Source organism: Sulfurimonas autotrophica DSM 16294, assembly GCF_000147355.1.
Lineage (GTDB): Bacteria > Campylobacterota > Campylobacteria > Campylobacterales > Sulfurimonadaceae > Sulfurimonas > Sulfurimonas autotrophica.
Genome location: NC_014506.1, coordinates 1888516 through 1913096, shown reverse-complemented (window position 1 = coordinate 1913096; position 24581 = coordinate 1888516). Strand labels below are relative to the sequence as shown.

Annotated in this window: 30 protein-coding genes; 21 read left to right on the top strand and 9 right to left on the bottom strand. The window is 36.0% G+C overall.

Going from position 1 to position 24581, the window contains the following annotated elements:
• The first annotated feature begins 57 nt into the window (after positions 1–57).
• The 4 genes from SAUT_RS09745 (at position 58) to SAUT_RS09730 (ending at position 3086) form a co-directional block, all read left to right on the top strand.
• Positions 58–618, top strand: coding sequence for a hypothetical protein (locus SAUT_RS09745; RefSeq protein ID WP_013327720.1), 561 nt, complete (start codon positions 58–60; stop codon positions 616–618).
• A gap of 54 nt (positions 619–672) precedes the next feature.
• Positions 673–1638 carry a GTP 3',8-cyclase MoaA gene (moaA, locus tag SAUT_RS09740; RefSeq protein ID WP_013327719.1) on the top strand — a complete coding sequence of 322 codons (966 nt, stop codon included), beginning with the start codon at positions 673–675 and terminating at the stop codon, positions 1636–1638.
• A complete protein-coding gene (locus tag SAUT_RS09735; protein WP_013327718.1) occupies positions 1635–2393 on the top strand; it encodes a 7-carboxy-7-deazaguanine synthase QueE in 759 nt (252 codons plus the stop codon). Before moaA ends, SAUT_RS09735 begins: the two co-directional genes overlap by 4 nt.
• Positions 2394–2504: 111 nt before the next feature.
• On the top strand, positions 2505–3086 hold the full coding sequence (locus tag SAUT_RS09730) for a 6-pyruvoyl trahydropterin synthase family protein (RefSeq protein WP_013327717.1): 582 nt from the start codon (positions 2505–2507) through the stop codon (positions 3084–3086).
• Here SAUT_RS09730 and SAUT_RS09725 read toward each other — a convergent pair.
• Positions 3083–4297 (bottom strand): molybdopterin molybdotransferase MoeA, encoded by a 1215-nt coding sequence (locus tag SAUT_RS09725; protein WP_013327716.1) that lies wholly within the window; start codon positions 4295–4297, stop codon positions 3083–3085. The genes SAUT_RS09730 and SAUT_RS09725 overlap by 4 nt on opposite strands.
• 49 nt (positions 4298–4346) lie before the next feature.
• Between SAUT_RS09725 and SAUT_RS09720 the strand changes: the two genes are divergently transcribed.
• The 13 genes from SAUT_RS09720 to SAUT_RS09660 all read left to right on the top strand — a co-directional run bounded on the left by SAUT_RS09720 (position 4347) and on the right by SAUT_RS09660 (position 16133).
• Positions 4347–4763 carry a hypothetical protein gene (locus SAUT_RS09720; protein WP_013327715.1) on the top strand — a complete coding sequence of 139 codons (417 nt, stop codon included), beginning with the start codon at positions 4347–4349 and terminating at the stop codon, positions 4761–4763.
• Entirely contained in the window at positions 4751–5431 is a 681-nt protein-coding gene (locus SAUT_RS09715) for a 16S rRNA (uracil(1498)-N(3))-methyltransferase (protein ID WP_245534104.1), read from the top strand. The genes SAUT_RS09720 and SAUT_RS09715 overlap by 13 nt, the downstream gene beginning before the upstream one ends.
• 149 nt (positions 5432–5580) lie before the next feature.
• The gene (gene rpmE / locus SAUT_RS09710; RefSeq protein WP_013327713.1) at positions 5581–5781 is read left to right on the top strand and encodes a 50S ribosomal protein L31; all 201 of its coding nucleotides are present in this window, start codon (positions 5581–5583) and stop codon (positions 5779–5781) included.
• Between the two features lie 9 nt (positions 5782–5790).
• Positions 5791–6600 (top strand): 16S rRNA (cytidine(1402)-2'-O)-methyltransferase, encoded by an 810-nt coding sequence (rsmI, locus tag SAUT_RS09705; protein WP_013327712.1) that lies wholly within the window; start codon positions 5791–5793, stop codon positions 6598–6600.
• Between the two features lie 77 nt (positions 6601–6677).
• The gene (rlmB, locus tag SAUT_RS09700) at positions 6678–7364 is read left to right on the top strand and encodes a 23S rRNA (guanosine(2251)-2'-O)-methyltransferase RlmB (protein ID WP_013327711.1); all 687 of its coding nucleotides are present in this window, start codon (positions 6678–6680) and stop codon (positions 7362–7364) included.
• Positions 7354–8175: a hypothetical protein gene (locus SAUT_RS09695; protein ID WP_013327710.1), complete on the top strand. Its 822-nt coding sequence runs from the start codon at positions 7354–7356 to the stop codon at positions 8173–8175. The genes rlmB and SAUT_RS09695 overlap by 11 nt, the downstream gene beginning before the upstream one ends.
• Complete coding sequence (locus SAUT_RS09690; RefSeq protein ID WP_013327709.1) at positions 8169–9002, top strand: hypothetical protein; 834 nt, start codon at positions 8169–8171, stop codon at positions 9000–9002. Before SAUT_RS09695 ends, SAUT_RS09690 begins: the two co-directional genes overlap by 7 nt.
• Positions 9003–9076: 74 nt before the next feature.
• Entirely contained in the window at positions 9077–10309 is a 1233-nt protein-coding gene (locus SAUT_RS09685) for an LL-diaminopimelate aminotransferase (RefSeq protein WP_013327708.1), read from the top strand.
• Complete coding sequence (locus SAUT_RS09680; protein ID WP_013327707.1) at positions 10309–11571, top strand: homoserine dehydrogenase; 1263 nt, start codon at positions 10309–10311, stop codon at positions 11569–11571. Before SAUT_RS09685 ends, SAUT_RS09680 begins: the two co-directional genes overlap by 1 nt.
• 8 nt (positions 11572–11579) lie before the next feature.
• Positions 11580–12311: an SDR family NAD(P)-dependent oxidoreductase gene (locus tag SAUT_RS09675; RefSeq protein ID WP_013327706.1), complete on the top strand. Its 732-nt coding sequence runs from the start codon at positions 11580–11582 to the stop codon at positions 12309–12311.
• Between the two features lie 118 nt (positions 12312–12429).
• Positions 12430–14499, top strand: a complete 2070-nt coding sequence (locus SAUT_RS09670) for a molybdopterin oxidoreductase family protein (RefSeq protein ID WP_013327705.1) — start codon at positions 12430–12432, stop codon at positions 14497–14499.
• A gap of 152 nt (positions 14500–14651) precedes the next feature.
• Positions 14652–14981 (top strand): YraN family protein, encoded by a 330-nt coding sequence (locus tag SAUT_RS09665; RefSeq protein ID WP_013327704.1) that lies wholly within the window; start codon positions 14652–14654, stop codon positions 14979–14981.
• Between the two features lie 63 nt (positions 14982–15044).
• Positions 15045–16133 carry an HD domain-containing phosphohydrolase gene (locus tag SAUT_RS09660; protein WP_013327703.1) on the top strand — a complete coding sequence of 363 codons (1089 nt, stop codon included), beginning with the start codon at positions 15045–15047 and terminating at the stop codon, positions 16131–16133.
• On the opposite strand, the gene SAUT_RS09655 is transcribed toward SAUT_RS09660, so the two are convergent.
• Positions 16130–16528 (bottom strand): thioredoxin family protein, encoded by a 399-nt coding sequence (locus tag SAUT_RS09655; protein WP_013327702.1) that lies wholly within the window; start codon positions 16526–16528, stop codon positions 16130–16132. The genes SAUT_RS09660 and SAUT_RS09655 overlap by 4 nt on opposite strands.
• A 74-nt stretch (positions 16529–16602) precedes the next feature.
• On the opposite strand from SAUT_RS09655, the gene SAUT_RS09650 reads away from it, so the two are divergent.
• Complete coding sequence (locus tag SAUT_RS09650; RefSeq protein ID WP_013327701.1) at positions 16603–18021, top strand: aldehyde dehydrogenase family protein; 1419 nt, start codon at positions 16603–16605, stop codon at positions 18019–18021.
• Between the two features lie 102 nt (positions 18022–18123).
• Entirely contained in the window at positions 18124–18588 is a 465-nt protein-coding gene (locus SAUT_RS09645; protein ID WP_013327700.1) for a 2-thiouracil desulfurase family protein, read from the top strand.
• On the opposite strand, the gene SAUT_RS09640 is transcribed toward SAUT_RS09645, so the two are convergent.
• Both SAUT_RS09640 and SAUT_RS09635 read right to left on the bottom strand, forming a co-directional pair.
• A complete protein-coding gene (locus SAUT_RS09640) occupies positions 18557–18790 on the bottom strand; it encodes a hypothetical protein (protein WP_013327699.1) in 234 nt (77 codons plus the stop codon). The two genes, SAUT_RS09645 and SAUT_RS09640, sit on opposite strands and share 32 nt — an antisense overlap.
• Before the next feature lie 90 nt (positions 18791–18880).
• The gene (locus SAUT_RS09635) at positions 18881–20242 is read right to left on the bottom strand and encodes a class I SAM-dependent methyltransferase (RefSeq protein ID WP_013327698.1); all 1362 of its coding nucleotides are present in this window, start codon (positions 20240–20242) and stop codon (positions 18881–18883) included.
• 151 nt (positions 20243–20393) lie between these two features.
• On the opposite strand from SAUT_RS09635, the gene SAUT_RS09630 reads away from it, so the two are divergent.
• The gene (locus tag SAUT_RS09630) at positions 20394–20762 is read left to right on the top strand and encodes an ArsR/SmtB family transcription factor (protein ID WP_013327697.1); all 369 of its coding nucleotides are present in this window, start codon (positions 20394–20396) and stop codon (positions 20760–20762) included.
• A gap of 21 nt (positions 20763–20783) precedes the next feature.
• Here SAUT_RS09630 and SAUT_RS09625 read toward each other — a convergent pair whose 3' ends face one another.
• The 5 genes from SAUT_RS09625 to SAUT_RS09605 all read right to left on the bottom strand — a co-directional run bounded on the left by SAUT_RS09625 (position 20784) and on the right by SAUT_RS09605 (position 24043).
• Positions 20784–21251, bottom strand: a complete 468-nt coding sequence (locus SAUT_RS09625) for a DsrE family protein (protein WP_013327696.1) — start codon at positions 21249–21251, stop codon at positions 20784–20786.
• Between the two features lie 78 nt (positions 21252–21329).
• Entirely contained in the window at positions 21330–22703 is a 1374-nt protein-coding gene (locus SAUT_RS09620; RefSeq protein ID WP_013327695.1) for a protein-disulfide reductase DsbD family protein, read from the bottom strand.
• A 13-nt stretch (positions 22704–22716) separates the two neighbouring features.
• Positions 22717–23070 carry a DsrE/DsrF/TusD sulfur relay family protein gene (locus SAUT_RS09615; RefSeq protein ID WP_013327694.1) on the bottom strand — a complete coding sequence of 118 codons (354 nt, stop codon included), beginning with the start codon at positions 23068–23070 and terminating at the stop codon, positions 22717–22719.
• Positions 23071–23072: 2 nt separating this feature from the next.
• Positions 23073–23555 (bottom strand): rhodanese-like domain-containing protein, encoded by a 483-nt coding sequence (locus SAUT_RS09610; protein ID WP_013327693.1) that lies wholly within the window; start codon positions 23553–23555, stop codon positions 23073–23075.
• 23 nt (positions 23556–23578) lie between these two features.
• Positions 23579–24043: a DsrE family protein gene (locus tag SAUT_RS09605; protein WP_013327692.1), complete on the bottom strand. Its 465-nt coding sequence runs from the start codon at positions 24041–24043 to the stop codon at positions 23579–23581.
• A gap of 153 nt (positions 24044–24196) precedes the next feature.
• Here SAUT_RS09605 and SAUT_RS09600 point away from each other — a divergent pair, with 153 nt between their 5' ends.
• Positions 24197–24556, top strand: coding sequence for an ArsR/SmtB family transcription factor (locus SAUT_RS09600; RefSeq protein ID WP_013327691.1), 360 nt, complete (start codon positions 24197–24199; stop codon positions 24554–24556).
• Positions 24557–24581 lie beyond the last annotated feature (25 nt).

Below are 24581 nucleotides of genomic sequence, written 5' to 3'. Positions count from 1 at the left end.
ATAACGAAATTAATAATTTTATGTATAATAGTTCTATCAAAAAAAAGGTAGTCTATTATGAAAAAAGTAATGTTGTTTTTATTGTCGTTGTCATCAATGTTTTTTGTATCATGTTCAAATATGGAAGTTGGGTTTGAAGAAGAGAGTATATTTTACAGAGGTGCAGTTGTTTATATATATTTAGATAAAAATGCGGATAAAAATGCGCAATATAAGGTTTATATAAACGGTGAAGACAGTGAAGTTAGTTTAATTCCTGATACAAAAACACGCTTTGGAATTAAAGCCGGCAAGACGAATATAAGCATTACAAAAGGGAGTCAAAAAGCGAGCATTGTTTTGATGCTTGAAGGTGCAAAAAGTTACTATTTAAATATCAGTCAAAACAATAATGGAAAACTGCAGATAAAAGAGGTACAAAAAGAAAGTATTTCAAAAGATGTGAAAAGTACATCTTTATATGTAGATGAAAATGAGAACAAAATGAAAGAGGTGCCTTCTGTTACGGTAAGTGAAGAAACAGATACAAAAAAAGCTGCAAAGAAAAAAACAGTTCAAAAAACAGATAAAGACGAGTCTGAAACAACTTTTTATTATGACCCTAATGATGGGGAATAAAGCTAATTTCAACTCTAAAAGATATAATAGCAGTAATTAAAATTAGGAAATATAATGCTTATTGATAGCTATGATAGAGTTGTTGACTATTTAAGAGTTTCTGTAACAGAGAGATGTAACTTTAGATGTCAATACTGTATGCCGGAAAAACCTTTTTCATGGGTTCCAAAAGAAAATTTATTAAGTTTTGAAGAGCTGTTTGAATTTATGAAAGTTGCCATTGATGAGGGTGTAAAAAAGATTCGTATAACCGGCGGAGAACCGCTTTTACGCGAAGATTTAGACAAATTCATCAAAATGATTTATGATTATGAACCTTCAATTGATTTGGCAATGACAACCAATGCTTTTTTGCTCAAAGGTACAGCACAAAGACTTAAAAATGCAGGACTCAAGCGCATCAACGTCAGCATAGATACACTCAAGCCTGAAGTGGCTCAAGCAATTGCCGGCAAAGATGTACTGAAAAATGTTTTAGAGGGTGTCGAAGAAGCCCGCAAAGTTGGACTTAAAGTAAAAGTCAATATGGTTCCTATGAAAAATATGAACGCAGATGAGATTGTTGATGTACTGGAGTATTGTAAAGAACGCGATATGAGTGTGCGTTTTATAGAATATATGGAAAATAAATTTGCAAAAGCGGATATTTCGGGGCTAAAATCACCTGAACTTTTAGATATTCTCAGACAAAAGTTTGAATTTGAAGATGAGGGTTTTGACGGGTCTTCCCCATCGCATTATTATAGAATGATAGATGGTTATAGATTTGGAATTATTGAGCCGTATGGAGATGATTTTTGTAAACAGTGCAACCGTATCAGACTAACAGCAGAAGGGAATCTTATACCATGTTTGTATTTTGATGAGGCAATGAGTATTGCAGAGTCCATCAAGCGTGGGGACATTAAAGGTGCAGCGGCTGTTTTAAAAGAAGTTGTACGTACGAAACCGGAAAAAAATCGTTGGGGTGGAGAAGATGATGAAGCCTCTAACAGAGCTTTTTATGAGACGGGTGGATGATTTATCTCGTTGAGCATTTTTACTCTATTCAAGGTGAAGGCAAGTATGTAGGCACACCTTCTCTTTTTTTTCGTTTTGGCGGATGCAATATGAAGTGCGAAGGCTTCGGCTGCAAAGAAACTGCTTCAGACGGAGCAGAAGTCCTGGGCTGTGATACGGTCTACGCCGTGAATAAAGAGCATTTTTTGCAAAACTGGATTCCTATTAATAAAGCGCAAGAACTGCTCAGTATATTGTCTTTATATGATTTACCAGAAGCCGTGGATATAGTTCTTACCGGAGGGGAGCCTCTTATTTATGCAAATGATGAAATATTTGTTGACTTTTTAGAAGTATTGGTAGAGCAGGGGCACCAAATAACCTTCGAGACAAACGGTTCACTTGCTGTTGACTTTGAAAAGTATCCGGTCTATAAAGAGTGTGTATTCGCTCTTTCTATCAAGCTTTCCAACTCAGGTGAACCTTTAAATAAACGTTTGCGCGGCAATGTCATTTATAATATCGCCTCAAATGCAAAAGATGCTTTTTTTAAATTTTCGATTGACAAAGAGTCTATAAATATTGCTTTAGAAGAAGAAATAGAGAGTGTGACGATTCATTCGCCGCAAACAAAGGTTTACTGTATGCCTGTAGCAGGCAGTAAAAAAGAGCTGGAAGAAAATACCGAACCGCTTATAGAATTTTGCAAAGCCAAAGGGTATAATTTCAGTGACAGGCTGCATATAAGAATTTGGGATGCGAATAAGGGTGTATAATTCTGTGGCAACGGATTTTGCAGATAATTTACAAAGACAAATCCTCCCTTCGGTCTGAGCTTTATAAATCATCTGTAAAATCCTTATTAATGAGATTATTAAGGAGAAAACGTGATTATCAGAAAACTATTTAAATTTGAAAATGCACATATTGTGCGGGGATGTTCAACTGTGAAATGCAGAAGCTCCATTCATGGACATTCTTATAAAGTTGAACTGCTTTTTGCATCCAACTTTTTAGATAATGGGCAGATGGTCTATGATTTTGGTCTGATGAAACAGAATATGAAAGATTTGGTGGAGAGTTTTGACCATGCTATTGCACTTTGGCGAGATGATAATCCTGAATTTGTGCACGATATGAAAAAACACTCTGCACGCTGGGTAGAACTGCCGGTTTCACCTTCAGCAGAACAGTTTTCACGTGTGATTTTTGTTATGATAGACAAGCTCCTTTCCCTGACATCAACAATAAACGGTGAAAAAGAGGTCAAAATGCACTCTGTCATTGTTCATGAAACAGATACAGGCTATGCCCAGTGTTTCAGTGCAGATGCCTATTCAAAAAATATGGGTAAAATAAAACTTGAAGAGATCATTTTTTCGCGACAGGTGCTTAATGACTTTACAGATAAAGAGCTTTTTGAAAAAATAAAAAGAGGAGAGAAGTTTTTAAACCCCGAGTCTGTTTAGCTTATCAGACTTTTTAGGGTATCGGTTGTAAAACTGAACTTTGTGCTTATAGTTTTTACTCTTGAGTCTTTTGGAATTTTTTCACAAGATTCATCTATCATTATAAAAGCATTTGCAGATCCGAGCGGTGAGACCATGCCTGGTGCAAACTGCTCACATACAGTGAAATATTCACCGTCAAAATACCCAGGAACCAGACTTCTTCTGCCTGCTCTTAGTTTGTAATCGTCTTTCATTTTCGCATCTATTGTATTTATAAACTTTGCTTTTGCACCGCTCATGGCATAAATGATACTTCTGCCAAAAAGTTCAAAATTGAGTGCTGCAGCCATTGGATTTCCCGGAAGATTTAAGATAATTTTATCGCCGATTTTACCAAAAGTTGTCGGTTTACCCGGTTTGATTGCCACTTTGTCAAAGAGTATTTCATAACCAAAAGCACCAAAAGCTTCTTTTGTAAAATCGGCATCTCCGACACTTACACCCCCTGAAGTTATAATGATGTCACAATCAAGAGCACTCTTTACATGTAAATGCAAATCTTCCAAGGTGTCTATCGCCGTACCTATAAACTCAACTTCACAGCCAAGCTCTTGTGTGCGTGAGAGCAGGGTCGGTGTATTTGTATTGTAAAGCTGATAATCTGTTACATTCTCAAAGTGCATTTTCAACTCATTACCAGAAGCAAAAAGTGCCACACGGGGTTTTTTATATACTTTTATATGACTGATTCCCTGTGAAGCCAACAGAGTAATTTGATGAGCGTCAATTCTGTCTCCGCGGGACAATAAAACAGTTCCCTTTTTGATATCTTCACCACTAAGGCGAATATGTTTAGAAATTATAAGATTATCAGGAAGTTTGACACCATCTTCACACTCTTGCACATCTTCAATCGGAACTATGCATTGTGTTCCGAGTGGTATTCTTGCCCCTGTCATTATTTTAATAGCCTCACCGTGTTTGAGCTCACCCTTAAAATCATCTCCGGCAAAAACGCTGCATGTAACGTTTACACATTTGTCAGAGTCTTCTATTTTTACGGCATAACCGTCCATCGCCGAGTTGTCAAAGGGAGGGAGGTTGTGGGTTGCTATGATATCCTGGGCCAATATATAACCTAAAGCTTCTTCAATAGGAAGGATTTTTATAGATTTTTGTTTTGTATTTGTATAAATTAATTCCAACGCTTTTTCAATGCTGAGTGTCATAATAATGTATCCTCTTTGTTTAATTGACATATTATAATATAATTTCGTTATGAATGAAATGTATAACATGGGATTAAGCATCCACTCTTTTGGTACAGTTGCACTTTTAGGTGTTATTTTGATAAATATTTTGTATTTAAAATCGGCAAAAGATTTGTATAAATACAAAAGAAAAATGAGCATATTTTTAATGCCCTTAAGTTCAATGGCATTGGGCATTGTTATATTTACAGGTGTCGTTATGATGGCTGCAAAACATTTGGAGTTTAGTGCTGCAAATATCGCAATGATATTTGTTTCGATAATTCTAATAATTTTAGAGGCTAAACGTGCCAAAATCTTAAAGTATATTAATCCAAAAGCTGTAGATGGACTTAATGTTTATAAAAATTTTGCGATGCAAATATTTTATGTTGAGATAGCACTTATAGCAATTATCGGTTTATGGATGTGGTGGCTGGCTTGATTTACTTGTATGAAGAAAATGCAGGCAAACAGAGTTTTAGTATCAAAGGCGAGCTTTATAAATATCTTGTTAAAGTCCGTCGTCATAAAGAGGGTGATGAACTCGGCTTTCGTAATAAAGAGGATATAAAAACACTGCATCTTTATAAAATAACGGCAATTGAGCCAAGAGCCTTACATGTAGAGAAGATTTCTTCACAAGTTTTAGAAATTAAAGCGAAACAGAAGTTACATGTAGCCTGGTGCATTATTGATTCAAAATCTGTTGAAAAAGTATTGGCAAGTCTTAATGAAATAGGTGTGGCGAAAATTTCATTTATATACTGCGATAGAAGCCAAAAGAATTTTAAGCCTGATTTTAAAAGATATGAGCGGATTTTACAAGCTTCAAATCAGCAGTGCGGACGTACGCAAATGATGGAATTTGACATATATGAAAATATCGCAGATTTTATACATAAATTTCCCGATACCAAAGTCTTTGATTTTACGGACAAAATATTGGAAGATGGAGCTGAATTTAAAAGAGTGCTTATCGGCTGTGAGGGCGGTTTCTCCGAGAAAGAAAAAGAGCTTTTAAAAAGTCAGGAAGTTTTTCGGCTTAACACACCCATGATACTGCGATCTGAGACCGCTGTTTTAGCGGTTGCTTCTAAAGTAATTCTTTAGCCATTGTGTTATAGCAGACTGAAGTTTTGGCCAAAAAGTTATGAATTTTAGAAAAATTTGGATATAATTGCGCTCAGAAAATCTGCCCCCATACGGATTTAAAAAATATATAGATATTCGTACTTCGACGAGTATCAAAAGGTAAAAAGATGAAAAAAGGTATTCACCCAGAGTTAGTAGATTGTACTGTAACATGTGCATGTGGAAACACTTTTGTAACAAAAAGTCAAAAATCGGAAATGAAAATAGATATTTGTAATGAATGTCACCCATTCTTTACAGGTTCTGAGCGTATGGTTGATACGGCTGGCCGTATCGAGAAATTTAACGCACGTTACAATAAAAAATAATTTTTTAACTTGCTTACACTCGTTCCAACTCCGATTGGAAACATTGGCGATATTTCACTTAGAGCTATTGAAGCTCTGAGGAGCGCCGACACTCTTCTTTGTGAAGATACCCGCGTTACAAAAAAACTCATTCATATTCTAAAAGAACGTTACAACACTGAGTTTAAAGAAAATCAAGAATTTATTTCACTGCATTCGCATAATGAACAGGCTTTTGTTGAAAAATTAGAACCCTCTTTTTTTGAGCAAAATATTGTTTATGCAAGTGATGCCGGTATGCCTGGTGTGAGTGATCCGGGACAGATTTTAATTTCATATTGTTTGAAGTACAATATAGCATATGATGTGCTTCCGGGTGCAAATGCAGTGCTTACCGCATTTGTTGCAAGTGGATTTTGTGAAACACAAATGCTCTTCTTCGGATTCCTCGATCATAAAGGCAGTAGTCGAAGTGAAGGTCTGCAACGAGCACTTCATGGCGGCTACACAACAGTACTGTATGAATCTCCGCACCGTTTGGAAAAACTGCTCTTAGAACTTGATAAAGAAGCACCGAGTAGAGAAATATTTTTGGCTAAAGAGTTAACGAAAAAATATCAAAGATACCTGCGTGGAACAGCTGACGAAATACTTAAAAGTTTAGATGGAAATTTTCGTGGTGAATGGGTAGTCGTCATTAAAGCCAGTGCTGCGCAAAACAGTTCGGCAGTAAGTGAAAATGATATCTTAGAGCTTGATTTACCTAAAAAAGTACAAGCAAAACTCATCAGTAAAATCACAGGCGAAAATATAAAAGTGATATATCAAAGATTATTATAGTTACTCTAAAAAAAACTTTTAGTCAAAAATTTAATAAAAAAGTGTAAGTTAACACTTTTTTTAGATAAAATACTCTTATGTTAATTTATGCAAAACAACCAATATATTATTTAATCAATAACTATCCGCAAAAAATAAAGACTTTGTACCTGGCAAAGGAACTTGATAAAAAAGAGTATTCTCGTCTTATGAAAATGGGCTTTGAGATAAAGCGCATCCCCAACGAAGCAGCAGTCAAAATGAGTAAAAATGCCAATCATCAAGGTTTTTTGGCTGAGGTAGAAGATTACAAGCTTCATGATTATCAAACATTTTTAAACAAAGATTTCGTTGTTGTTTTGGCAGGCCTAACAGATGTCGGCAATATCGGAGCAATTGTGCGAAGTGCTTATGCACTGGGTGTCGATGCAATCATTGTGAGCGGTATCAAACATCTTAATATTGAACCATTGCTTCGAACGAGTACAGGCGCACTTTTTGATATGCCTTTGGCCGTTGAGAATAACATTCACAATTTATTAAATGATTTTAAAATGTCTGGTTTTATCAGTTATGGTGCTGATATGGGTGGTGTAGATATTAGAGAGGCAAAAATTGTTAAAAAGAGAGTTTTGGTTTTGGGAAATGAAGGCGAAGGTCTTACCTCAAGAGTAAGCTCCAAATTAGACAATATAGTAAGCATAAAAATGGCACATGATTTTGACTCGCTCAATGTAAGTGTCGCCGGAGCTATTTTAATGGACAGGATGAGATATGAACAATGATGGACTGCAAAAATTAAAAGATATTGGTGCTCAAAAAATATATGAAGATACGCATATACCCGTTGAGCATATACAAGCCCTTTTACATGAGAGTTTTGACGGGCTTACCAAAATTCATTTTATAGGTTTTATTTCAATATTGCAAAGAGAGTATAACATTGATTTAAGTGAACTTAAGAGTACCGGAGTTGCCTATTATGACGAAAGAAACCCTGTTGAAACAACAACGGAAGATGGAATTTTTATAGCACCTAAAAAAAGCAGAAACTTTACGCTTCTTTATATTTTAATCGCCATGATAATGTTCCTTGTCGCTCTTTTCTATACAGTGGAATATGCAAATAAAAATATGCAAAACCATACTACAATAATAGATAGCACAACCATTAATAATGCAAAGAAAAATATTAATTGTATTGTGCCTGATGCAAATATAAGTCAAAAAGATGAAAATAAAACGCTAGAAGATGTCAACGTAACTCAAGAAAAGGTGCAGAGCACCTCTGTGGTTAAAGAAGAAAAAGCTTTGCAAAAAAGCTTTAAAATTGTTGCAAGATCAAAAGTCTGGATGGGTTACATTGATGTAGAGACAAATAAAAAATATCAAAAAACATTTACTGGAGAATTTGACTTAGATCCAAATAAAGAGTGGCTTTTAATATTTGGACATGGATATATTGATGTTATTATTAATTCAGAGCAAAAGAAATTTAATTCAAAAAAAACACTCAGACTACTTTATAAAGATAGTACAATTACCCAGCTTACTTTTGATGAATTTAAAAGGCTTAACAGAGGTAATGCATGGTAAAAGCTTTAGTTGTCCTACTACTGTTTTTTAGTTTTTCACATTGTGATGACTTGCAAGAAGATCCCTTAACGACAAAAATCAAAAGTTTTTTAAGTGAAAAGTCTTATGAAGCCAATAAAGATTTTATCAATGTAATTTTTGAGCCAAAATCTTCTTTTTACGTAAAAGACAGAGTGGACGCGGTAAAAGTTATACAAACACTTAAAGACAATGGTTTGTTGAATCTTTTCTTTCAGTCACCGCAAGATTTTCGCCTCAATTTTAAGACAAGCGGTTTTCCTCTATTTTTTGTAAAAATTATGGAAGACACTCTGCAAAATATTGGTTATTTTCGGTATGTAACAACAGCATCAAATTTTGACACTTCAGAGTTCATATGGAGTATTAATTTAACATCAGAGTATGCGACAGACCCTTTGATACTGCAAAATGAACTGCATAAAAGCGGCTGTAATATTGTTGATGTAGAAAAAAATTCTGCCAAAGAGTGGACATATACAATTGATATTACAAATGGATATCTCAATGTTGCACAGTTACATGCAGGCGAAGAGTTAAAACTCAAGCGCTCTCTCTATGCACATTGGCTTGATATTTCAAAAATCAGAAGCTTGAAAATCAGGAGTTCAAGAAGAAACAGATGGTACCCGTATATCGCTTATTATGATGCATCTTTACATCTTTTAAAACTTTTCAAAAAAGATAAAATTTATAAAAAATTGACACTCAATATGCCTAAAAATGCGAAATATATTAAAATATCGGATATGTATACACTTAAAAATGTTAAAGATAAGCTTCTCTTGTATCCAAAGGGTATAAGGTAATTCACAGACCGTAACTTTATTCTAATAATTTTTCGCTAAAATATCATTAATTATTTCAGGTTATAGGGTAAAAAATGTTTGATGAGTTTAATTTTAATAGAGTTGAGAGATTGCCGAAGTATGTATTTGCGGAAGTAAATGATATAAAAATGGCTGAGCGCCGTGCCGGTAAAGATGTTATAGATTTTTCAATGGGAAATCCAGATGGTCCGACGCCGGAACATATAAGAAACAAACTTGTCGAATCAGCCCAAAAAACGAAAACACATGGATACTCCTCTTCAAAAGGTATTCCGAAATTACTCCAAGCCATAGCAGACTGGTATGAGCGTCGTTATGACTGTAAATTAGACCCTGAAACGGAATGTGTTGCAACTATGGGTTCAAAAGAAGGTTATGCACATCTTACGTATGCTATCACGAATATAGGGGATGTTGCAGTTGTTCCGGATCCTACATACCCGATTCATGAGTACTCTTTTATTTTAGCCGGTGGGAATGTTATAAAATTCGGTATAGAGTTTGATGAACATTATCGTGTTGATGAAGACAAATTTTTTGAAAGTTTAGAAAAGGTCTTTAAAGAGAGCTCTCCAAAACCAAAATATGTTTTGGTAAACTTTCCGCATAATCCGACGACAGCAACGGTAACACCTGAGTTTTATGTGCGTCTGGTCGCAATGGCAAAAGAGAAAAGATTTTATGTTATTTCTGATATTGCCTATGGCGACATCACTTTTGACGGCTATAAAACACCTTCTATCATGAGTGTTCCGGGAGCAAAAGATGTTGCCGTAGAGTCATTTACACTCTCAAAATCTTACAATATGGCGGGCTGGCGTGTAGGCTTTTTTGTGGGAAATAAAAAACTTATCGGCGCGCTGCAAAAGATAAAATCATGGCTTGATTACGGGATGTTTACACCTATTCAAGTGGCTGCGACTGTTGCCCTTAACGGCGATCAGACATGTGTGAATGAAATTACACAAAAATACAATCATCGTCAAGAAGTGCTTATTGAAGCCTTTGGCCGTGCAGGCTGGCATATACAAAAGAATGAAGCAACGATGTTCTCATGGGCAAAAATTCCTGATTGTGTCGCACATCTGGGTTCTTTGGAATTTTCAAAGCGCCTTTTGACTGAAGCAGGTGTTGCGGTTGCTCCTGGAATCGGCTTTGGAGAATATGGTGAGGGCTATGTTCGTATAGCACTTATAGAAAATGACAACAGAATTCGTCAGGCTGCAAGAAATATCAAAGAGTTCTTAAAACAGTTTGACGGCTGCAATAAAGAGAGTAAAAAGTAATGATAAAAGTTGGAATAATAGGTGTTGGAACCGTCGGAACAAGTGTAGCACAAATTTTAAGGGACAATGCAGATGTAATTTCTGCCCGTGCAGGTGTTGATATTGTTGTAAAAAGCGGTGTCGTTAAAAACCTTCAAAAAGAGAGAGGTTTAGACATTACACTTACAGATAATGTGGATGATATTCTTAATGATGATGAAATAGACATCGTTGTAGAGTTGATGGGCGGTGTAGAAGAGCCGTTTGAAGTTGTAAAACGTGCACTTAAAGCTGGTAAAGCTGTTGTTACAGCAAACAAAGCACTGCTTGCCTATCACAGATATGAACTGCAGGAGATGGCAAAAGATATTCCCTTTGAATTTGAAGCAAGTGTTGCCGGTGGAATTCCTATTATTACAGCTCTTCGTGATGGTTTGTCTGCTAATCATATAGAATCTATGATGGGAATCATGAACGGTACATGTAACTATATGATGACAAAAATGACTAATGACGGTGTAGCTTATGATGCTATACTTAAAGAGTCTCAAGAACTTGGATACGCCGAAGCTGATCCTACTTTTGATGTAGGTGGATATGATGCTGCACACAAACTGCTTATTTTAGCTTCCATCGCTTACGGTATAGATGCAAAACCGGAAGATATCCTTATAGAGGGTATTGATAATGTTACGCAGGATGATATATCTTTTGCAAAAGAGTTCGGCTATGCCATTAAGCTTTTAGGTATAGCAAAAAAAGATGAAAATGAAGTAGAACTGCGTGTGCATGCCTGCTTAATAGACCAAAATGAGATGATAGCTAAAATAGACGGTGTTATGAACGGTATCTCTGTTGTAGGTGATAAAGTGGGCGAAACACTTTACTATGGTCCGGGTGCGGGTGGAGATGCTACAGCTTCTGCTGTTGTAGCTAACATCATAGACATTGCAAGAAGTGGAAAATCAACTCCTATGCTCGGGTTTAACAGACCGATGGAGGGGAGTCAATTAACGCTGAAACCGACTGAAAACATAGTGTCAAAATACTACCTGAGAATAAATGTTTCAGACAGAGCAGGTGTTTTGGCAGGACTGACAAAAATCTTTGAACAACACAATATTTCTATTGAAACTATGCTCCAGCGTCCAACTGATAATGCAAGTGCGAATCTTCTTATATCTACACACTCTGCTTTGGAAAAAGATATTCAAAATATGATGAATGAAATTGAAGCACTTGATTTTGTCAATGCAAAACCTGCCATGATCAGGATAGTGTAACTTTTAAGATGAAAATCTTAATTACAGGTGCAAGTTCTGGTCTTGGTGCCGAATTTGCACGCCAATATGCATCAGAAGACACAGAGCTAATCTTGTTAGCTCGTCGAGAGCAAAACCTCAAAAACCTTCAAAACGAACTCACTCCAAAATGTAAAAGTATTACTTTGATTGTTGTAGATGTCACTGATTTTCATAAACTGCAAGAAAAAATAAAATCAATCGGTGTGGTTGATTTACTCATTTTGAATGCCGGCATATCTCTTGGGCATACAAATAATATTCCGACAATAGATGAATTTCAAAATCTTTATAATGTGAACGTACTTGCAAATCATGCGATTTTGGAAGTACTTTTACCGCAACTACAGGTACAAAAAAGCGGCACAATCGTTTTTATATCTTCTTTAGCTTCACTTTTCTCTATGCCGAGTTCAAAAGTTTACTCTTCATCCAAACGTGCACTCAATGCTTATGCCGAAGGCATACAATATAAATACAAGCCATACGGCATAAAAGTAATTACGATTTTACCGGGATTTATAAAGAGCGAACTCACTGATAAAAATGAATTTACTATGCCTTTTTTACTTGAAACAAAAGAGGGTGTGGCACGAATGAAAAGGGCGATAGATAAAGGTCGGGAGTTTTATGCCTTTCCCCTTAGATTTTATTTAATTATAAAAGTTTTAAACCTTCTTCCAAGCTTTTTAAGACAAAGAATTGTAAACTCCTTGCATTAGATTTTTTGTAAAAGAATATTTGAGAGGACAAATCCTCCTTGCAGTCTGAGCCTCTAAAATATTTTTTTACAAAAAATTAACTTTAAAGTCGTAATGATAGAGTAAGGGATAGAGAATAATGGAAAATATAGAGACAATAGACAGCGTATGTACATACTGCGGTGTAGGGTGTGATATAGCGGCACATGTAGATGTCAAAGAGAATAAAATCAAAAAGATTTTTGCACATCCTGACGGTGTGGTTTCGCAGGGAAAGCTCTGTATTAAGGGGAAGTACGGGTTTGACTTTGTAGATGCCCAGGACAGACTGCGTATTCCGCGTATTCGTAAAAGTTTTTTAGAAAAAAATCCTGCTGTCAAAGAGGCTGTTGCTGCATCTTTAGTGGATTTAGATGATACCTGGTACGAGTGTGACTTGGACACAGCTACTACAGCATGCGCTATGAAGCTTAAAGAGATTCAAGCTGAATTTGGACGCAAGGCTGTTGCGTCTATCGGTGGAGCGAGAACATCATGTGAGAGTTCGTACCTTTTTCAAAAGTTCACCCGTCATACACTCAACTCTCCTCATGTTGACAACTGTGCAAGAGTATGTCACTCTCCATCGCTTAAAGGAATGCGTGCAACCATAGGAGAGGGCGCTGCCACCAATCCATATAATGATATTTATAATGTTGAATTTATGATAGTTATCGGTTCAAATACTACAGAAGCGCACCCTATTATTGCCAATAGAATTCTTGATGTGGCACGTGAAAATGATAATTTGGCGGTGTTTGACGTACGCGAGATTAAACTGCACAGATTTGCAAAATACAAAGCAATTATGCCGCATGAAGCGAATCTTCTTATTTTAAATATGCTGGCCTATGTCATTATAGATGAAGAGTTGTATGATGAGAGTTTTATTGAAGACAGAACAGAAGGCTTTGGAATATTTAAAGATAAGATTTTAAATGATCCTTATGCAAATCCTGATTATTTTGAGGAACTTGAAGGCTATGAGTATCTTTCTAAAATGGTACGAAAAGTGGCCCGTGAATATGCACTGAAAAAGTCTATGATATTTTGGGGATTGGGCATAACAGAGCATTTAGACGGAAGTTATGCGGTTATGGCTATAACACACTTGGCGCTCATGACTGGAAATATCGGCAAGCAAGGTGCAGGACTGATGCCACTTCGCGGACAAAATAATGTTCAGGGAACTTGTGATATGGGAATGCTTCCATATTATGACCCGGATTATCAAGAACCCAAAGAAGTTGGTCTTATGACGCCGCAGCTTGTGGATGAAATGCTGCAAGACAGAGTAAAAGCGGTGCTTAATATCGGGGAAGATTTAACGCATATTCATCCTAATTTAAACAAAGTAGACCGTGCTTTTGAAAAACTGGAACTCATATTTGTTCAAGAACTTTTTATGACAGATATTGCAAACCGTGCAGATATTGTTGTCGGTGTGAAATCTGCGTATGAAAAGACGGGCGTGTATGTGAATGCTATGAGAAGACTGCATCTTTCACAGCCGCTTGTGAAATCTGACCTGCCTGATGACTGGGAAGTGCTGCAGATACTTGACAATAAAATGGGCGGAGATGCAAACTATGCAAGCTCAAAAGATGTCTGGGATGAGGTAAGAGAAGTGGCTTACAGACGCTTTAGCGGAGCAGACTATCACAGACTCGAAAAACACCGCAAACGCGGGTTGCAGTGGCCTGTACATACAGAAGATACACCGATTCTGCACCAGCTGGACTTTAGAACAGATGACGGCTTGGGCAGGTTCGTGTACCATCAGTACAAGCTTCGCGGCATGGTAGAGGAGATACAAAATAGATCTCTTAAAGGCTACCATCTTACAACGGGAAGAACATTAGCACATTACAATAATGCCGCACAGACGAAACGAAGTCCAAAGCTTAATGACAGATACGATGAAGATATTTTGCTGGTATATGAGGGTGATGCAGATGAGTTTGTCAGTGAAAAAGTAATACTCAAAAGCGAATGGGGCCAAACCAATCCGCTCAGAGTAAAAATTACGGACAAGGTACAGCCAAAAACACTTTTTGCAACCTTCCATCATGCTGAGTCTAAAATAAACAATCTTTTTGGTGACAAGAGTGATGAGCTAATCCTAACTGCTGCGTTCAAATCCGTACAGGTCGAAGTAATAAACTGCTAAGCGAACACCAGACTGAAGTCTGGGTTCCGAAAAAAGTTTTAAATTCTTTCGGAAGCAAGGTTTTCAAACGCTAAAGCGTGACTTGGAAAAAAACTAAATTTTTTTCTGTAACCTTGCCGACAACGGCTTAATATTTCAAAGGACATAAAACCATGAGCAGAGCAAAAGGAAACATAGCAGAAGATAAAGCTGCTTCTTTCCTAACCCAAAACGGCTACCAAATAATAGAACGGAACTTTTATTCCCGATTCGGCGAGATTGATATTATTGCCACAAAAGATGATGTCCTCCATTTTGTAGAAGTAAAAAGCGGTGAAGATTATGAGCTTGCTATTCAAAATATTACCCCTACAAAACTTTCTCGTATTATAAAAACTGCGAATGTTTATATGAAAAAAAAATCCTTACATGTAGATTTTATACTTGATGCTATAGTAGTTACGCCAAATAATGTTGTAATGGTAGAGAATATTACAATATAATTTAATTTAATTTAATATACTGAGTTGTATAATAAAAAAAAGGATATTCCACTAGGAGTTTTTTTGAAAACAAATTTTTTTAATAATATAATAGATAAAGAGTATTTACTCAAAATATTTGATAAAGATGTAATTTTTTCTGCAACTGATTTAACTGGAAAAATAGTATATGCTAGTGAAGCATTTTGTAAAATAAGCAAGTATTCAAAAGAAGAGCTTTTAGGAAAAAACCATAATATTGTAAGACACAAAGATATGCCAGATGAGCTGTTTGAAGATTTATGGCAGACTTTACAGTCCGGAAAATCTTGGTATGGTGAGATAAAAAACAGAACGAAAGATGGTGGGTATTATTGGGTTTGGGCACATATAGAACCATATTATGATGATAACGGTGAGGTTATCGGGTACCATGCACTGCGAGAGGATATTACAGATAAAAAAACTTTGCAAGAGTTACAGGAACATATGGAAAATATGAATGAATATCTTAAAGAAGAGGTTCATAGAAGAATTAAAGATATAGTAGCTTTAAATAAAGATATACGCGAAACGCAAAAAGAAATTATATTTACCATGGGGACAATCGGAGAGAGTCGTTCAAAAGAGACAGGAAATCATGTAAGGCGGGTGGCTGAGTATTCACGGTTGCTGGCTGAGTATTGCGGTTTGGATAAATTTCATGCGCAGATGTTAAAAGAGGCTAGTCCAATGCATGATATTGGAAAAGTAGGTATATCGGATGCCATACTCAATAAACCGGGAAGACATACGGCCGAGGAAACTGAAATTATGAAAACACATACAACTCTGGGGTATGAAATGTTGAGGCACAGTGATAAGGAGCTTTTGCAGCTAGCAGCAACGGTAGCATATGAACATCATGAAAAATATGACGGTTCAGGGTATCCTAGAGGTTTACAGAGTGAAGATATAAGTTTGTATGCAAGAATTACTGCTGTAGCAGATGTTTTTGATGCACTTGGAAGTGAAAGAGTGTATAAAAAAGCTTGGAAGGATGAAGATATTGTTGCAATGTTTCAAGAAGAAAAAGCAAAACACTTTGATCCTTTGCTTGTAGATATATTTTTAAATAATATTGATGAATTTAAAAATATTAGAGACCAATATTGTGATGTTTCTTGCTCTTAGTTGTCTGCGTTTAAATCAGCTTCATCAAGAAGGGTAAAAAAGCCTGCTGGTTCAAGCACTCCGAAACTCTCAAATAAAATTTCTCCATTTTTATTTAAAAAGTAATGTCTCGGTACTCCAAATTTTTGGAATTTTTTTGGAATGAAATGCCGGTCGCGTGAGAGATATATAAGTATATAATCTTGATGAAGTCTGCCCATAACCTTTTTTTTCGAGAGTGTTTTTTCTTTAAATCTTTTACAAAAATGGCACTCATCAGCACCGATGAAGAGGTAAATGTTTTTATGCTCTTTTTGTGCAATTTTTAAAGCTTTATCATAATCATGTAGCCATTTGTCTGTTTCAAATCCAAAAAGGCAAGATGCTAAAATTAGGGTTAATATAAATGTTTTCATAGCCTAATTGTATTAGGATTATATTTAAAATGATATAATTTTCCTAATATAAAATATTGTTTTAGGAAAGAGTGATGAGAAAAGCAAAAATATTTTTCGGCTCAAGTGAAGCGAGTAAAGAGCATGTAAGCCAAAGGAAATCACCTTATAATGGGGAAGTGGTCTCAACTGCACCGATATGTGATGAAGAAGATGCAAAAAAAGCATTGGCTATTGCACAGAATGCGGCTGTATTTGCCAAAAAAAGCACTTTGGCACAGAGATGTGCATGGCTGCTCGATGTTGCCCAAAAGCTTAAAGAGTATAAAGAAGATTTGGCCAAGACCATTACTGATGAGGTGGGTAAACCTATAGCATTTTCACGTATAGAAGTTGAGCGCTGTATTGAGACTGTGACGCTCTCGGCGGAAACGATGCGAACTATGAATGGCGAGACAATAAACACTGATGCCATGAACAGCGGGAAAAAAACACTCAGCTTTTTTCGCCGTGAGCCTGCAGGTGTCGTGGTTGCCATTACCCCTTTTAACTTTCCTTTAAATCTTGTGGCACATAAACTCGCTCCTGCTCTTGTTGCAGGAAATGCAGTTGTTCTTAAACCTACACCTGAAGCACCTTTGACAGCTTATAAATTTGCAAAACTTTTTATAGAGAGTGAATATGCGATACCGGATGCTTTGAGTGTTGTTTATGGTGATGCAGAGGTAGGAAGTGCCTTAATTACAAGTGATATTCCCCGCGTTGTGAGTTTTACGGGGAGTGTTCCTGTCGGAAATATCATTACAAAACATGCAGGTATAAAAAAAGTCTCGCTTGAACTCGGCGGAAATGCGGCAACTTTCATAGAAAAGTCAGCTGATTTAGCTTATGCGGCAACAAAATGTGCCTTGGGCGCCTTTGTTAATTCGGGTCAGGTATGTATATCATTGCAGCGTATATACGTACAGGAGGATATTTATGATGAGTTTGCCGAGCTCATGGCGGCGGCTGCGAAAAAGTTAAAAGTCGGGAGTCCTTATGACGATGAAACGTTTATGGGACCGCTTATAGATGATGAAGCCTGTGAGCGTGCAATGGGATGGATTGATTCGGCTATAAAAGAGGGTGCAATTCCTCTGCTTGTTCCGCGTTTGGAGGGAAGAACTTTTTACCCTTGTGTGATGGCAAATGTTAGAGATGATATGGCAATAGTCTGTGAAGAGGTTTTTGCACCTATTGTTTCTCTTGTTAAGGTGAGTGATTTTGATGATGCGGTTGAGAGAATGAATGATTCGCCTTACGGTCTGCAGTTTTCCGTGTTTACAAATGACTTAAGCATTACAAACCGTGCTATAGATGAGCTTGACGCGGGTGGGATTGTCATAAATGATATGCCGACGCTTCGTTTTGACATACAGCCTTACGGCGGTGTGAAGTTAAGCGGAGTAGGGCGTGAAGGTCCGCGTTTTGCAATAGAAGAGATGACGGAGATAAAGTCTGTAGTCATTTGCTAAATCACAAGCAAGGTTTTAAAGCAATTCAGTATAGACTAAAGTCTAGGTTCCGGAAGACTTTCAAGATTACAGAAAAAAATTACTAATGTTGCGGAGAGATATATGAAAAAAAGAGTAATCGTTTCTGCCTGCATACTTGGTGAGTATTGCAGATATGACGGCAAAACAAAAGAGATTCATTCTGTAAAAGAGGCGTTAAAAGAGTATGATATCATTCCGTTTTGTCCCGAAGCTCCGCTTTTTGGAACGCCGAGAGAACGCATTAATGTCTTGGAAATAAATGGAGAAAAGAGAATTGTAACTGATGAGACAAACAAAGATGTTACAGAGCTTTTAAAAGAGGAAATTAATACTTTTATACAGCTGCATCCAAAAGTTGAACGAATTATATTAAAGTCAAAATCACCAAGCTGCGGCTACGGCACCACGCCGCTTCTCAATGAGAAAAAAGAGACCATAAAACTCGGCAGTGGCATTGCTGCAGAACTTATGAACAAATATTATAAAGATGTCAAAATCGAAGATGAATTAAATTTTATGAAACATAATCCAAACGACTTAAATTAACATACCAGTCTTCTCTATAGTAGTTTCTGGATTGTTTAAGATAAACGGTGAAAGCATCTTCAAAACACTCAATTTTCTTGATAAAACTCTCAGGAATCTCAAGTGCATTTTCACAAATACTTTTTGCACACGCATCATCTAAATCATAAAAAAACTCTAACTCGGGATTGTTCGCATCTATAGTAAACTCTCTCTCATGCATTTTGTTTTTCTCCATTTTTAGTGGGTTTAAGTATTATAATATATTTTTATTATAGTTTGCTTACAAAAAATGCCTAAAAAAGCATCAATCTCATTGAGAACGCTTTTTTATGATGAAATAAATGTACTTTTGTTCGCTCTCTTTTGGTGTAATATGTGTATACTCCTCACTTTCAATAAGCTCTAAACTTTTCGGCAGTTCTTCTAACATTTTTTTATAATCATAAGCGATAATGTCAAGTCCTGCACATTGAATCTCTCCATTTACCTTAAATGTAGCGATAATTGCCGTTGCATTCTCTTTGAGTGAATTTGAGAGTACTTCAAAGTATCTTTGTCTCTCTTTTTTAGAGAGCAGAAAATGAAAAACAGCTCTGTCATGCCATATATCGAACTTCTTTTGTGTTTCGAATGTTAAAATATCGTCGCAAACATACTTTACATGTAGATTATTTATTCTCTTCTTTACAAGTTCAAGAGACGTGCTTGCTGTATCTAAAAGTGTAATGTCTTTATAGCCAAGTTCAAGTAGATTATCTACAATAAGAGAAGCACCGCAGCCCGCATCAATAATTGTAGCATCGGTTTTTGCAAAAGAGCGAATAAAATCAAGTGATTTTTTAGGAGAGTTTTGGTGCCACAGTACCTGCGTATAATCTTTTGTTTGAAAGATGTTTTCCCAGTGTGAATTTCTAAATTTCTCAGCCGGTATTTTTGTAGCAAAAAAGGTCGCTCCCTGTGTTGTTTCAGAAGTTGTGTAGTGGGTCATACCAGTACATGTAACATTTTCAAAACTTGCTTTTTGTATAAGCTCTATAAGTTCACTTTCTCTCATTGTGCCGGCCACACAGTTTGCCCAGTCTTCTTCGCCTGCAGAGGCACAGCAGGAATTTTGCTCGATGTTGCAGCACTCTGCTTCTTTTGAGATATCTATCATATCCGCAAAAGAGATTTTCCCTTTCGGTTTTAAAACACGGTATATTTCGGTAAAAACAGACTCTTTACATGCAGTAAGATTAATGGCTCCGTTTGAGATGACGACATCGACACTCTCATCTTCAAGGGCTATTGCCTCAAAACTGTTTTCTAAAATTTCAACATTTGTAAAGCCTGCAAGTTTGGCATGTTCTTGGGCAGTTTCTACCATTTTTGGAGTAATATCGACGCCAATGACTCTGCCGCTTTTGCCTACATGTAAACGCGAGACCATGAGATCAACGCCTGCACCACAGCCCAAGTCCAAGACGGTATCTCCCTCTTGTATATCAGCATATGTAAACGGGTTGCCGACTGCAGCACAATACTCCCATACTTCTGGTGGAGTGGCATCTATCCACTCTTGTTTATAGCCATGTGCTTTGGCATTGTCTAAGCCTTTATCCCAACCGAAATCTTTAGTTGGATTTTGTGCCAATTTTGTATAGAGTTCTATAATCTGTTTGTTGTCAGCCATGAAAACCATTCCTAATTGTATTTAGCTTATTAGCTAAATTGATATAAAAGTTTATAGAGAAGCAGCTTAAAATAAGGTTAATTGTCTAAATTGCTAAATAAAAGCTCTTTTGATATAATATTACATATAAAATGATTACTAAGGTAGTTGCATGCTTGCTATGGATAAAAAAATACAGATTTTCAAAGCTTTAGGGAATGAAACAAGATTTAAAATTTTTAAAAATATTTTTACGGGTGGTTATGCCTGTTCTATTGATAATACAAAACCAACAGATGATTTGATTGCGCAGGCTACATGTGTGACAAGTATAGCTGAGCAGTTTGACTTTGCTTTGCCTACAATTTCTCGTCATTTAAAAGAGATGAAAGATGCCGACATCATTACAATGACTAAAAATAAAAATAAGATTTATATAGAACCAAATATAGAGACAATGAAAGAGATAGCCGAGTGTTTTACCAAACTGGTAAAAGAGTATGAAGATGGTGTTGTCTATCAGTTTGACAACACCAAGTAAATTAGCAATTAAACTATTTTATTAATCTCTGACAGGAAGATAAGCAAAGCCTTCATTTTGTTTGTCAATAAGCCCAATGGTGGAATTTGGGATGATAGTTACAAAAGGAACGATGTCTTTTTTTGTAAGTTTATTTCGTTTCATCGCTGCGCCGCACATTAGAAACTCTACATCGTAAGTGTCCGCCATAGTTGCGATTCGCTTTTTTAACTCTTTATAAACTTTTTGAAGTTTTTTGTCATTTTTAAAGATTGTCGTGTCTAAATCTTGCACAAAAAATCTATATGCTCCACCGTGAATTACAACAGCAGCATCAAGCTCTTTTAGTTTGTTTGAGTAAAGCTGCTTGTTAAAAACAATACCTTTGAGTATATTTTTCTCAAACTTAGCTAAATTTTTTGTCGTCAAATCATAAACTACTTTTGCACTCTCATCTTCTGCTTGAGCCAAGCCAAACAGCAGGGCTAAAATTAATATTACTTTTTTCATTATAAATTCCTTTACTTTATATTACTCCTAAAAAGTAAAATTTATATAAAACTATACTAATTTCACCCATTAAAAGGATTATTCTGCATTCATGTCAAGCATATCGAAAAGATTGTGTGCTGATTGATATCCATAAGCGATTTCATCTTCTTGTACTGTGCCATCAGCATCAATTATAACAAAAGCAGGCGGTCCAAAAACCTTAAGCTTCTTCTTGATAGTATTTGCTCCTGCATCTGATTTGTTTGTCATGTCAACCATCAATGCAACGTAACTTGATTGAAGTATTTTTCTTATTTTTGGATCTTTCAAAGTAGTATTTTTCAGTTTTTCACATACTTTACAATGCTCAGCGTGAAAATATATAACTATCGGTTTATGTTGCTGCAAGGCGTATTCTTTTTTTGTTGTAAATTCTTGGAGATTACTTATCTTTTCAAATGGAAGTTCTGATTTTTTTGTTAAGGTATTTTGTTCTGTTGGCAGCAGGACAGCTGATTTTCCCTGTAAAGGCAGATACAGATTACTATTGCCTTTTGCTGCACCGACAAGCGTAATGGTTCCCCATATAAACAAAAATACAGCTATCATTCTTTGAAATTTTTGCCAGTTGCTTGATTCTTCTTTATAAAAATTTAATGCTCCCATATAAAATGCAATACCTATGAAATACAGACCCCATAAGAAAAGTGATGAGATTAATTGTAATTCGGAAAATATGGCAATAGCAACACCTAATAAAAGAGCACCAAAAAAATACTTGACATCATCCATCCATGCACCTGCTTTTGGAAGCACATAGCCCATGCCCATTCCCATAAGCAGTAGAGGAATACCCATACCAAGAGCAAGAGAAAACATTGTCTGTGCACCTAAAAGAGGATTACTCGTTGCAATAGCAACACTTAAAAATGAGATAAGCACAGGAGATACACATGCACCAAGCACTAATGCTGATACCAGTCCAAGAAGAAAAACAGCGAAAAATTTTCCGCCTTTAAAATTATGAGCAGTACTGTCTAAACGTGTTTGCAGGGATGATGGAAGCTGTAGAGTAAAAACTCCAAACATTGCAAGTGCCATAAGAACAAATATCATGCTTAGGATACTTATAGCCCAAACATTTTGAAAATAGGACTGGAGTTGTTCTCCTGTCGCACCGGCAAGTGCTCCCATTGCGGCATAAGTAATAGCTGTCCCCAATACATAAGCAAATGAAAGCTGCAGCGCTTTGATTTTAGAAATTTTTTTTCCTTCCCCGGCAATTACACTTGAAAGTATCGGAATCATCGGTAAGACACAAGGAGTGAATGTAAGAAGAATTCCCGCAGCAAAAGCACCACTGAGTATGCTAATTATATTCATTGATGAAATATTTTCATCTGCTGCAAACAGTGGCACAACAGCTACAAGCAGTAGCAACATTATTTTTATATTGTCTGTTTTTTTCATCTTTAGACCTTATTCAAAAACTTATAACTTTGTCACTTTTAATAACCCAATCAGCTAAAATTGGCATTGTAGAAGAAATACTTGCATCAAAATATGGCTCATTTTTAAATAAACCACAGCGGGCATTACATGTACCGCATACCTGAAGATTTATGCCATCACTATACATTATTTTAAGCATTTCAACCAAATCATAATCATAGTTATTTGGCTTGGGAGTTTTCTCCCTTGCCAAATCTACTGCATCGTTCATTAAAAAAATATTGACACTTTCACCGCTTTTAAAAAGTGTTTTTGCCAAACGCAATGCATTCCATGTTACATCTGTGCCATCATAAGGCTGATGATTTAAGATAATCGTTGTCATTTTTATTTTTGCTTTTTTAGTACAACATTCCCAAGACCTGTTTTTACAGGATAACCGGCTTTTGCCCATCCTTTTAGTCCGCCTTTTAGCGTTGTTACATGTGTATAACCCATCTCTTTCATAACTTGTGCTGCCAATGCTCCGCGTCCGCCTCTACGGCAGTATGTTACAACATACGCATCTTTATCCGGAATGATCTTGTTAATTTTCCATTCTAAATTACCGCGTGTGACAGCACGGAAATTTTCTTTGTTAAAGTCATCAAATGGAATACTTCCCTCTGCATGCTGTTCACTCTCTCTAACATCAAGAACTATGACATCTTCACCCTCGTCGAGCATAGATTTTAACTTTTTAGGTGTTACCTCACCTACTTCTTTTTTTGCCTGATTTATTAAATCCATTTTACTTAATGGCTTTGCAATTAGACTACTTGATACAACAAGTGCACCTACTATAAACAGTTTTGTAAGAGTATTTTTCATTTTATTTTCCTTTTATTATCTAATTAATCTCTAACAGGGATATATGCAAAACCTTCATTTTGCTTATCTATTAGACCTATTGTTGAATTTGGTATGATTTTTACATATTTAACCACATCTTTGGTTTCAAGATGATTTTTTGGCATAGAAGCTTTACACATTAAAAACTCTACGTCATATGTCTCAGCCATGCTTGCTATTCTTTTTTGTAATTCAGGGTATGCTTCGACTAATTTTAAACTAGTGTTAAACATAGATTTTTCTATATCTTTAACAAAAAATCTGTAAGCGCCGCCATGAATAACGACTGTAACTTCGAGTTCTTTTAAATTTCCCTCGTAATATGCTTTATTGACGGCAACACCTTTTAATATGTTTTTTTCAAATTTTGCTATATTACTTGTAGTTAAATCATAAACAACCTTTGCAGTTTCATCATCTGCCTGCCCTAGACCTAGCAGAGTTAAAAATAACACTATTTTCTTCACTCTAATCTCCTTTTTTTTTAATGTTATCCATAGCAATTGAAATTAATCAAAAACACTTAACTATATCATTTAGTAACTAAATGCATAATTAGGCATTTAACTAAATAGATGAGAGTATGGTATAATTTTATAATTAAAATGTCAAGGACACTAATGCTAGATATGCAGCAAAAAATCAAAATATTCAAGGCCCTGGGGAATGAAACGCGTTTTTTAATTTTTAAAAATGTTTTTACCGGTGGCTATACATGTTCTCTTGATAAAAAAGATCCAAAAGTAAAAGTCAGCCCCCATGCTACCTGTGTCAGTACGATTGCAGAGCATTTTGACTTTTCTCTGCCAACAATTTCCAAACATCTTAAAGAGCTTAGAGAAGCAGGCATAATTACCATGGAAAAAAAATCAAACAAAATTTATATAGAACCAAATATGGAAACAATTCGTGAACTCGGCAGCTGTTTTAATACTCTTGTTGAAAATTTTGATGCCAACAGAGAGCTTTTTTTTACTTAAAAACCAGCTTGGGGTAAAGGAATTA

What these genes read in the sequence shown, in the direction of transcription:
- SAUT_RS09745 (WP_013327720.1), top strand. Translation starts at nt 58, where the DNA reads ATGAAAAAAGTAATGTTGTTTTTATTGTCGTTGTCATCAATGTTTTTT.
- moaA (WP_013327719.1), top strand. Translation starts at nt 673, where the DNA reads ATGCTTATTGATAGCTATGATAGAGTTGTTGACTATTTAAGAGTTTCT.
- SAUT_RS09735 (WP_013327718.1), top strand. Translation starts at nt 1,635, where the DNA reads ATGATTTATCTCGTTGAGCATTTTTACTCTATTCAAGGTGAAGGCAAG.
- SAUT_RS09725 (WP_013327716.1), bottom strand. Translation starts at nt 4,297, where the DNA reads ATGACACTCAGCATTGAAAAAGCGTTGGAATTAATTTATACAAATACA.
- SAUT_RS09720 (WP_013327715.1), top strand. Translation starts at nt 4,347, where the DNA reads ATGAATGAAATGTATAACATGGGATTAAGCATCCACTCTTTTGGTACA.
- rpmE (WP_013327713.1), top strand. Translation starts at nt 5,581, where the DNA reads ATGAAAAAAGGTATTCACCCAGAGTTAGTAGATTGTACTGTAACATGT.
- rlmB (WP_013327711.1), top strand. Translation starts at nt 6,678, where the DNA reads ATGTTAATTTATGCAAAACAACCAATATATTATTTAATCAATAACTAT.
- SAUT_RS09695 (WP_013327710.1), top strand. Translation starts at nt 7,354, where the DNA reads ATGAACAATGATGGACTGCAAAAATTAAAAGATATTGGTGCTCAAAAA.
- SAUT_RS09690 (WP_013327709.1), top strand. Translation starts at nt 8,169, where the DNA reads ATGGTAAAAGCTTTAGTTGTCCTACTACTGTTTTTTAGTTTTTCACAT.
- SAUT_RS09685 (WP_013327708.1), top strand. Translation starts at nt 9,077, where the DNA reads ATGTTTGATGAGTTTAATTTTAATAGAGTTGAGAGATTGCCGAAGTAT.
- SAUT_RS09680 (WP_013327707.1), top strand. Translation starts at nt 10,309, where the DNA reads ATGATAAAAGTTGGAATAATAGGTGTTGGAACCGTCGGAACAAGTGTA.
- SAUT_RS09675 (WP_013327706.1), top strand. Translation starts at nt 11,580, where the DNA reads ATGAAAATCTTAATTACAGGTGCAAGTTCTGGTCTTGGTGCCGAATTT.
- SAUT_RS09670 (WP_013327705.1), top strand. Translation starts at nt 12,430, where the DNA reads ATGGAAAATATAGAGACAATAGACAGCGTATGTACATACTGCGGTGTA.
- SAUT_RS09665 (WP_013327704.1), top strand. Translation starts at nt 14,652, where the DNA reads ATGAGCAGAGCAAAAGGAAACATAGCAGAAGATAAAGCTGCTTCTTTC.
- SAUT_RS09655 (WP_013327702.1), bottom strand. Translation starts at nt 16,528, where the DNA reads ATGAAAACATTTATATTAACCCTAATTTTAGCATCTTGCCTTTTTGGA.
- SAUT_RS09650 (WP_013327701.1), top strand. Translation starts at nt 16,603, where the DNA reads ATGAGAAAAGCAAAAATATTTTTCGGCTCAAGTGAAGCGAGTAAAGAG.
- SAUT_RS09645 (WP_013327700.1), top strand. Translation starts at nt 18,124, where the DNA reads ATGAAAAAAAGAGTAATCGTTTCTGCCTGCATACTTGGTGAGTATTGC.
- SAUT_RS09640 (WP_013327699.1), bottom strand. Translation starts at nt 18,790, where the DNA reads ATGCATGAGAGAGAGTTTACTATAGATGCGAACAATCCCGAGTTAGAG.
- SAUT_RS09635 (WP_013327698.1), bottom strand. Translation starts at nt 20,242, where the DNA reads ATGGCTGACAACAAACAGATTATAGAACTCTATACAAAATTGGCACAA.
- SAUT_RS09630 (WP_013327697.1), top strand. Translation starts at nt 20,394, where the DNA reads ATGCTTGCTATGGATAAAAAAATACAGATTTTCAAAGCTTTAGGGAAT.
- SAUT_RS09625 (WP_013327696.1), bottom strand. Translation starts at nt 21,251, where the DNA reads ATGAAAAAAGTAATATTAATTTTAGCCCTGCTGTTTGGCTTGGCTCAA.
- SAUT_RS09620 (WP_013327695.1), bottom strand. Translation starts at nt 22,703, where the DNA reads ATGAAAAAAACAGACAATATAAAAATAATGTTGCTACTGCTTGTAGCT.
- SAUT_RS09615 (WP_013327694.1), bottom strand. Translation starts at nt 23,070, where the DNA reads ATGACAACGATTATCTTAAATCATCAGCCTTATGATGGCACAGATGTA.
- SAUT_RS09610 (WP_013327693.1), bottom strand. Translation starts at nt 23,555, where the DNA reads ATGAAAAATACTCTTACAAAACTGTTTATAGTAGGTGCACTTGTTGTA.
- SAUT_RS09600 (WP_013327691.1), top strand. Translation starts at nt 24,197, where the DNA reads ATGCTAGATATGCAGCAAAAAATCAAAATATTCAAGGCCCTGGGGAAT.